The sequence below is a fragment of the Rudaea sp. genome (assembly GCF_036383415.1).
Classification (GTDB): Bacteria; Pseudomonadota; Gammaproteobacteria; order Xanthomonadales; family Rhodanobacteraceae; genus Rudaea.
This window is the reverse complement of record NZ_DASVOK010000171.1, coordinates 1-8311: the sequence shown is the minus strand read 5'-3', so window position 1 is coordinate 8311 and position 8311 is coordinate 1. Positions and strand designations below refer to the sequence as shown.

8 protein-coding genes are annotated in these 8311 nt (G+C 66.1%); 3 read left to right on the top strand and 5 right to left on the bottom strand.

Going from position 1 to position 8311, the window contains the following annotated elements; translation table 11 throughout:
* Positions 1 to 103: 103 nt before the first annotated feature.
* The 3 genes from VF497_RS06685 to VF497_RS06675 form a co-directional block, all read right to left on the bottom strand.
* Positions 104 to 694 (bottom strand): RNA polymerase sigma factor, encoded by a 591-nt coding sequence (locus tag VF497_RS06685; RefSeq protein WP_414706853.1) that lies wholly within the window; start codon positions 692 to 694, stop codon positions 104 to 106.
* A 159-nt stretch (positions 695 to 853) separates the two neighbouring features.
* On the bottom strand, positions 854 to 2647 hold the full coding sequence (locus tag VF497_RS06680; RefSeq protein WP_330886941.1) for a phosphoenolpyruvate carboxykinase (GTP): 1794 nt from the start codon (positions 2645 to 2647) through the stop codon (positions 854 to 856).
* A gap of 88 nt (positions 2648 to 2735) precedes the next feature.
* Positions 2736 to 3314: a helix-turn-helix domain-containing protein gene (locus VF497_RS06675; protein WP_330886939.1), complete on the bottom strand. Its 579-nt coding sequence runs from the start codon at positions 3312 to 3314 to the stop codon at positions 2736 to 2738.
* A gap of 152 nt (positions 3315 to 3466) precedes the next feature.
* Between VF497_RS06675 and VF497_RS06670 the strand changes: the two genes are divergently transcribed.
* From VF497_RS06670 to VF497_RS06660, 3 genes are read left to right on the top strand one after another with little or no spacing between them, the layout of a single operon-like run.
* The gene (locus VF497_RS06670; RefSeq protein WP_330886937.1) at positions 3467 to 4387 is read left to right on the top strand and encodes an alpha/beta fold hydrolase; all 921 of its coding nucleotides are present in this window, start codon (positions 3467 to 3469) and stop codon (positions 4385 to 4387) included.
* Positions 4388 to 4431: 44 nt separating this feature from the next.
* Complete coding sequence (locus tag VF497_RS06665) at positions 4432 to 6894, top strand: acyl-CoA dehydrogenase (protein WP_330886935.1); 2463 nt, start codon at positions 4432 to 4434, stop codon at positions 6892 to 6894.
* 59 nt (positions 6895 to 6953) lie between these two features.
* Positions 6954 to 7421, top strand: a complete 468-nt coding sequence (locus VF497_RS06660) for a hotdog fold domain-containing protein (protein WP_330886933.1) — start codon at positions 6954 to 6956, stop codon at positions 7419 to 7421.
* 13 nt (positions 7422 to 7434) lie between these two features.
* Here the strand turns inward: VF497_RS06660 and VF497_RS06655 are convergent, their stop codons facing one another.
* Positions 7435 to 8094 carry a TorF family putative porin gene (locus tag VF497_RS06655; RefSeq protein WP_330886931.1) on the bottom strand — a complete coding sequence of 220 codons (660 nt, stop codon included), beginning with the start codon at positions 8092 to 8094 and terminating at the stop codon, positions 7435 to 7437.
* Positions 8095 to 8108: 14 nt separating this feature from the next.
* On the bottom strand, positions 8109 to 8311 hold a 203-nt coding region (locus VF497_RS06650; protein ID WP_330886929.1), incomplete at its 5' end, for a hypothetical protein.

The window sequence follows — 8311 nt, the reverse complement described above, 5'->3', positions numbered from 1 at the left end:
GTCGCGCGCCGGCTCGATCGGCTCGTTGAGCTTGCGCATCTGGTTGCGCCACTGGAATTCATTGTCCATCGTTCACCTCGCCGCCCGTCGCAACGGGCTCAACTCAAGCCGCTTCAAGTGTAGTCCGCAACAGGCCGCGCGCGCGGTGCAACTGCGCCTTCGACGACCCGACCGCCATGCCCAATTCTCGGGCGATCTCCTCGTGCTTCCAGCCTTCGACATCGTGCAACACGAGCACCGCACGCGCACGCGGCGGCAGTTTCGATACCGCCCGCTCGAGGTCGCCGCGCTCGCCGGCGCAGAACGGCACTTCACCGCCGGCGGCCAGCTCGATCACGGCATCGTCGACGTTGATCTCGTCGCGCCGGCCGCGCAGGTCCATCAACGCGATGTTGACGCCGAGCCGGTGCAGCCAGGTCGAAAACGCCGCGTCGAAGCGGAAACTCGACAGCTTGCGCCAGGCCTGGATGAACGCTTCCTGGGTCAGTTCCTCGGCACGCGCGCGATCCATGCCGACCAGGCGCAGGATCACGCCGTGCACGCGGCCGGCGTGGCTGCGGTAGAGCCGCTCGAACGCGCGCGCATCGCCCGCGAGCGAGGCACGCACGAGCGCATGATCGTCACTGCGATCCGGGCGTGCTTGCGAGCCGGTATCCAAAGAGGTTGCCTGCATGCTGAGAACGGCGCCATCCATTTGTCAGCTTGGATGCGTGGGGGGCCAGTATGGTTTAGATGGAAGCGCCTTTCGAGTCCTTCTCCTGAGGCGGGCAGCAGCCGCGCCAGCGCGCCATTCCGGAGCAGGCCGGAATGGCGGCATCGAGGAAAAAGATCGTTTGCCCGCGAACGGTGAGGACTACGGCGTCCCCACCGCGCGCGCCTCGTTCTGCGCGGCTTCGAGCTGCGCGCCAATGCGACGGTGTTCGCGCAGCAGGGCCTGCGGGGTGCGTGCGCCGAACGAGGCGAGGTATTCGCCGATGTTCTCGTATTCGGCCTGCCAGCCCTCGATATCGACGTCGAGTAGTTCGTCAAGCTTGGCGCGCGACAGGTCGAGGCCGGCGAGGTTGAGATCTTCGGCATGCGGCAGGTTGCCGATCGGCGTGGCCAGCGCGTCCTCGCTGCCGGCGCAGCGGCCAAGGATCCACTCGAGCACGCGCATGTTGTCGCCGAAGCCCGGCCAGAGGAACTTGCCGTCCTCGCCCTTGCGGAACCAGTTGACGTGGAAGATCTTCGGCAACTTCGCGTCGGGCTGGTCGAACGACAGCCAGTGGCCGAAGTAGTCGGCGAAGTTGTAGCCGCAGAACGGCTTCATCGCCATCGAGTCGCGGCGCAGCACGCCGACCGCACCGGTCGCCGCGGCCGTGGTCTCCGAGCCCATCGCCGCGCCGGCGAGCACGCCGTGGGTCCAGTCGCGGGCCTCGAACACGAGCGGCAGCAGATGCTCGCGGCGACCGCCGAAGATGATCGCCGAGATCGGCACACCCTGCGCGTCCTCGGCATGCGGCGAGAAGCTCGCGCACTGCTTGGCCGCAACGGTGAAACGCGAGTTCGGGTGCGCCGCAGGGCCGCCGGCCGGCTTGCCATTTGCGATGGTCACTTCTCGACCCTGCCAGTCTTTCACCGGCACGCCGGGCAGGCCTTCCCACCACGGATCGTTGTTCGCGTCGACCGCGACGTTGGTGAAGATCGTGTCGTGGTCGAGCATCGCGAGCGCGTTCGGATTCGTCTTCGCGCTCGTGCCCGGCGCGACGCCGAAGAAGCCGGCCTCGGGATTGATCGCCCAGAGGCGACCGTCCGCACCGGGCTTCATCCAGCAGATGTCGTCGCCGACCGTCCAAACCTTCCAGCCGGCTTGGCGGTAGCTTTCCGGCGGAATCAGCATCGCGAGATTGGTCTTGCCGCAGGCGGACGGAAATGCGGCCGCGATGTAATGCGTCTCACCCTGCGGATTCTGCACGCCGACGATGAGCATGTGCTCGGCCAGCCAGCCTTCCTCGCGCGCCTGCGCGGAAGCGATGCGCAGCGCATGGCACTTCTTGCCGAGCAGCGCGTTGCCGCCGTAGCCCGAGCCGATCGACTTGATCGAAAGTTCGGCCGGGAAATGCATGATGAAGCGCTTCTCGGGATCGAGCTCGCCGGTCGAGTGCAGGCCTTTTACAAACGTGCCTTCGCGCTCTATACGCGCGAGCGCGGCCGCACCCATGCGCGTCATGATGCGCATGTTGGCGACGACGTAGGGGCTGTCGGTGATCTCGACGCCGCAGCGCGACAGCGGCGAATCGATCGGCCCCATGCAGTACGGGATCACGTACAGCGTGCGCCCCTTCATGCAGCCGGCGAACAGCGCGTCGATCTTCGCGTGCGCCTCGGCCGGCGCCATCCAGTGATTGTTCGGGCCGGCGTCGTCGCGGTTTTCGGTGCAGACGAAGGTGAGATGCTCTACGCGCGCGACGTCGGACGGATCGGAACGGTGCAGGTAACAGCCCGGATGGGTTTCCTGGTTCAGCGCGACGAGGTCGCCGCGCTTCTGCATCACCTCGACGAGGGCGGCGTATTCGGCGTCGCTGCCGTCGCACCAGTGGATGTTGTCGGGCTGCGTCAACGCCGCGACTTCCCCGACCCAGCGGTCGAGTGCTTCAAGCTTGCTCATTTGTTCTCCAACCGGCCAGTGGCCGAAAAATAAAAACTGTATTTGTATATTTCTATCTTTCCTTCCCACGAGAAGAAGGGAAGCAAAGCTATTGCGGAATCAAGGTCGACATCACATGTTCGACATATTCCTCCAGTTCCGCCTGATCGATGTGCGGCACGCCGAGTTGCAGCACGAGTTGCAGGAAGCCGACGTAGGCCGCGTAGGTCAGCTGCGCGCGATGCAGCGCGTCGGTCGGCGACATGCCGACCTCGCGATAGGCCAGCTTGAGGAAATCGAGCCGCCGCTGTGAGACGCGTTCCATCACCGGCTGCACGATCGGATGGTCGAGCGCGCGCAGCAGCGCCGAGTAGATGCCGTGCGTGCGCGCCTCGCGACCGGTGCGGCGAAACAGCTCGCGCAGGCGTTCGCGCGGATTTTCGATCGCGGCGATCTGGTCCATCGCCTCGTCGGCGTGCGCTTCCCAGTTCTGCAACGCCGCCTTGAGCAAGGCTTCGCGCGTGGTGAAATGCCAGTAGAAGCTGCCCTTGGTCACGCTGAGGCGGCGTGCGAGCGGCTCGACCGCGAGCGCCGGCACGCCCTGCTCGGCAATCAGGTCGAGCGCGCCGGCTTCCCAGTCGGCGGCGGACAGACGCGAGCGTTCGGCTTTTTCGGCGGCTTGCAGCATGACCTCATGGTAGCGGCTGGGGCGCGCAGGCGTAAGGGCCTGTGATGCTGCTTTGCAGCAGTAAACGTTTACAAGCTCTTGTTCGTGAACTGGTTTTCATTCAGTACGCTAGCGTATTGACAGTGTCACAATTCAATCACATACTGCGGCGTATGGTGTTAGTCGCCGCGAATTTGTCTACTGCGCTTTCCGACGCGGCTCGCCGGGCGGAAACGCTGACCGCGCATGACGGCGTCGCGCTGGCGATCGAACATTTCGGCGACGAACAAAATGCCGCCATCGTCTTCGCCCACGGCTTCGGCCAGACGCGCCACGCCTGGGACGGCACAGCAAACACGCTCGCGCAGGCCGGCTGGCATCCGATCACCGCCGATGCGCGCGGCCACGGTGACAGCGGCCGGCGCGACGACGGCGACTATCACTACGACCAGTTCGTCGACGACCTCGTGCGCATCGCGCGCGACAGCGGCGAAACGCCCGTGCTCGTCGGCGCCTCGATGGGCGGCCTGATCGGCCTCGCCGCGCAGGCGCTGCACGCGCCATTCCGCGCGCTCGTGCTGGTCGACATCACGCCGCGCTGGGAAAGCGCCGGCGTCGAACGCATCCTCGCCTTTATGCGCGCGCACCCAGATGGCTTTTCCTCGTACGACGAGGCTGCCGATGAAATCGCGCGCTATCTGCCGCATCGCACCGAGCGCAAGTCCGAAGCGAGCCTGCGCCAACTGCTCGTGCGCGATGATCAGGGCCGCCTGCGCTGGCACTGGGATCCGCGCATGCTCGACTTCGCCACGCGCGATGCCGAAACCCTGCAGCGCGACCTGCTCGCTGCCGCCGCGACGATCCGCGTGCCGGTGCTGCTCGTCAGCGGCGCACGCAGCGACGTCGTTTCCGCGGAAACGATCGCCGAATTCCTCGCCCACGTTCCACACGCGCGCCACGTGCGCCTCGCCGATGCCACGCACATGGTCGCGGGCGACGCCAACGATACGTTCACGCGCGTCGTGCTGGAATTCGTGCAAACGCTCCAATCCGAAACTGCACCATCGAATCCCCGCCCTCACCGCGGGCAATGACCGTAACGTAAACTCGTTCCAGCTTTGTTTGAGAGGTTAGTCGCATGAACTGGTTTCCCCTGCTCGCCGCCCTCGCCGCCTCGCTGGCCTGCGCGTATTTCCGCAGCAACCTGCGCACCTGGACGATCGCCGGTTTCGCCGCGATCTTCACCGTCGGCGTGCTTGCCGGCAGCCACTGGCTCGCGATTGCGCTGACCGCGCTTGCGTTCGGCCTGCTCAGCGTGCCGCTCAACCTCGACGACTTCCGCCGCAAGAAGATCACCGCGCCGCTGCTCGGCGTATACCAGAAGATCACGCCGCAGATCTCGGCGACCGAACGCACCGCGCTCGAAGCGGGCACGGTCGGCTTCGAGGGCGAGCTGTTCAGCGGCAAGCCCGACTGGTCGAAGCTGCTCGGCCAGCCGAAGCCGGAACTCTCGCTCGAAGAACAGGCGTTCCTCGACGGCCCGGTCGAAGAAGTCTGCCGCATGACCGACGACTGGCAGATCACGCACGAACTCGCCGACCTGCCGCCGGAAATCTGGGACTTCCTCAAGAAGAAGAAATTCTTCGGCATGATCATTCCGAAGCAGTATGGCGGTCTCGAATTCTCGGCGCTCGCGCAGTCGGCCGTGCTGCAAAAACTCATGGGCATCTCGGGCTCTCTCTCTTCGACCGTCGGCGTGCCGAACTCGCTCGGCCCGGGCGAACTGCTGCTGCACTACGGCACGCAGGAGCAACGCGATTACTACCTGCCGCGCCTCGCCGACGGCCGCGAGATTCCGTGCTTCGCACTGACCGGCCCGACCGCCGGTTCGGACGCGACTTCGATCCCCGATTACGGCATCGTCTGCAAGGGCGACTGGCACGGCGCGCAGGTGCTCGGCGTGCGCCTGACCTTCGACAAGCGCTACATCACGCTGGCGCCGGTGGCATCGCTGATCGGCCTCGCCTTCCAGATGCACGATCCCGAGCACCTGCTCGGCGACAAGGAACATATCGGCATCACCCTCGCGCTGATTCCGCGCGACACCAAGGGCCTCGAAATCGGCCGCCGTCATTTTCCGCTCAACGGCGCGTTCCAGAACGGCCCGCTGCACGGCAAGGACATCTTCATCCCGATGTCGCAGCTGATCGGCGGCGCCGACATGGCCGGCCAGGGCTGGCGCATGCTGGTCGAATGCCTCTCGGTCGGGCGCGCGATCACGCTGCCGTCGAACGCGTCGGGCGGCGTGAAGATGGGCGCGATTGCGACCGGCGCCTACGCGCGCCTGCGCAAGCAGTTCGGCATGGCGATCGGCCGCTTCGAAGGCGTCGAGGAAGCGCTCGCGCGCATCGGCGGCCACAGCTACGCGATCACCGCGCTGTCGAAGGCCACGGCCGCCGCCGTCGATCGCGGCGAAAAGCCGTCCGTGCCGTCGGCGATCGCGAAATACCACGCGACCGAACTCGGCCGCGCAGTCGCCAACGACGTGATGGACGTGCACGGCGGCAAAGGCGTGCAGCTCGGGCCGAACAACTATGCCGGCCGCGCCTACCAGACCGCACCGATAGCGATCACGGTCGAAGGCGCGAACATCATGACGCGCAGCCTCATGATCTTCGGCCAGGGCGCGATCCGCTGCCATCCGCACGTGCTCAAGGAAATGCAGGCCGCGCAGATTCCCGACTACGCCACGCGCCTGCGCGCGTTTGACCGCGAACTGTTCGCGCATATCGGCTTCGCGATCTCGAACGCCGCGCGCAGCCTCGTGCTCGGCCTCACGTTCGCGAAGATCGGCAACGCACCGGGCGACAAGTACACCAGGCGTTATTACCGCAAGCTCAACCGCTACGCGGCCAACCTCGCCCTCGTCGCCGACTCGGCAATGCTGCTGCTCGGCGGCAAGCTCAAGTTCAAGGAGTCGCTGTCCGCACGCCTCGGCGACGTGCTCTCGAACCTGTACATCGCGAGCGCGATGCTCAAGCGTTACGAAGACCAGGGCCGCCCGGTCGCCGACCAACCGTTGCTCGCCTGGGCGTTCCACGACTGCGCCTGGCGCATGCAGAATGCGCTCGACGGCGTGCTGCGCAATTTCCCGATCCGTCCGGCCGCGTGGTTGCTGCGCGCACTCGTGTTCCCGCTCGGCCGTCGCGAAGTGCCGCCGTCGGATCGCCTGGGCCACAGAGTCGCATCGATCCTGATGTCGCCGAATGAGGCACGCGATCGCCTCGCCGAATGGACCTATCTGACGCCGAACGCGAACAACGTCGTCGGCCGCATGAATGCGCTGCTGCCCGATGTCATCGCCGCCGAGCCGATCGAACGCAAGTTCGCCAAGGCGCGTGGCCAGCTCACGAGCCTCGATGCCGCCGCGCAACTCGCCGAAGCCGAGCAGCTCGGCGCGATCACCGCGGATGAGCGCAAGTTGCTCGAACGCGTGCGCGCGGCGACGGCCGAATTCATCGCGGTCGACGACTTCGATCCGGCCGAGCTGCAGTCGGCGGTGAAGCACGGCAAGTCGCCGGTGCTGCGCAGCGTGGCGTAGTCTCTTTGCTCGTCATTTCGGCGAAAGCCGAGACGACGAGCAAAGCAAAAAGGGACTCCGTGGCAGCATCGCCCCTTAAACTCTTCCGTTTGCTCGGTCGCACCGCGGCCGGGCGCTGGACGTTCACGCGCATCATCTGCGCGAAGGCGCCGTACTTCGCCTCGATCAAGCCGCTGATCGAGGAACTCGCGCCGGGCCGCTGCGTCGTCACGCTGCGCGACCGTCGCCGCGTGCGCAACCATATCGGCACCGTGCACGCGATCGCGATGTGCAACGCGGCCGAACTTGCCGGCGGACTTGCCACCGACGTCACGATCGCGCCGAGTCAGCGCTGGATTCCCAAAGGCATGAGCGTGCGCTATCTGAAAAAAGCTCGTGGCACGCTGACCGCGAACGCGCGCGTCGAAGTCCCGCCGGCCGATGCGCCGGCGCAGGAAGCGCACGCGCTCGTTGACGTGCGCAACTCGGCGAATGAAGTCGTGTTCGATGCCGACATCACGATGTGGATTTCGCCGCGCCGCGGATGAGCAGCGCGCGATCTCAAAAAGCGTAGGCTGCGCTCAGCACCCAGCGCTGCCGCTGTTCGGGCGAAAGGCTCGGATAGGCGTAGTTGGCGCGATTGACCGCGACGCGCAACAACTGCACATCGACGCGGCCGAACTTCGCGCCGACGCCGAGGCTGGCGTCGAGCGTGCGATCGCGATCACCGCCCAGCGTGGACTCGGCCTGCTGCACCCCGAGGTGGCCGAGCAGGCGCCAGCGCTCGTCGAGCGCATGCGCATAGTTGAATTCGAGATAAGTCGAACGCCGATGCCGGCCGAAATAGTTTGGCGCGTGATACAGGCGCAGATTCCAGTTCTGCGCGGACAGGCCGACGAAGGTTTCGGCATAGTTCCAGAACGTGAAGCCGCTGAAGATCGAATAGGTCGCGCCGATTTCCCAGCTCAGCTGCGAAGTCAGCGCGTGCGCGTAACCCGCATCGACGATCCACAGCGGCTCGGCATGGCGCTCGCTGTAGAGCCGCGTCTGTTCGACCTGGCCGCCGAGATACCAGCCGGTGGCGTCGTCGTAGTTGAACGCGGCGATCACCGCGGGCCGGCCGTCGTTGAGCGATACGCCGCGATAGACGTAGTCGCTGGCCGCGCCGACCTGTGCCGACCATTGCGCATGCGCCGCGCCGGCCAGCAGCAGGCCGCACACAGCGACACCACGCCTCAACGCGACACGCGCGCCGTTCCTTCGCGGGACGATGCGCAGTTCAGCGCAGGCGCAGCATGGCGCAAGGTCGCGCAGGCGTCGACGTAGCCTGCCGCACCATCGGGAGAGTTCGCCGGAAATCGCGCCCATGCGGAGGATTGTCGCATGTTCGGCGTGCGCTCCAACTCGCCTGCGAGCGCGAGCATGCCGGCGACCTGCG

Excerpts from the sequence above, each read along its gene's own strand:
- VF497_RS06665 (WP_330886935.1), top strand. The coding sequence starts at position 4,432 with ATGAACTGGTTTCCCCTGCTCGCCGCCCTCGCCGCCTCGCTGGCCTGC.
- VF497_RS06670 (WP_330886937.1), top strand. The coding sequence starts at position 3,467 with ATGGTGTTAGTCGCCGCGAATTTGTCTACTGCGCTTTCCGACGCGGCT.
- VF497_RS06685 (WP_414706853.1), bottom strand. The coding sequence starts at position 694 with ATGGATGGCGCCGTTCTCAGCATGCAGGCAACCTCTTTGGATACCGGC.
- VF497_RS06675 (WP_330886939.1), bottom strand. The coding sequence starts at position 3,314 with ATGCTGCAAGCCGCCGAAAAAGCCGAACGCTCGCGTCTGTCCGCCGCC.
- VF497_RS06680 (WP_330886941.1), bottom strand. The coding sequence starts at position 2,647 with ATGAGCAAGCTTGAAGCACTCGACCGCTGGGTCGGGGAAGTCGCGGCG.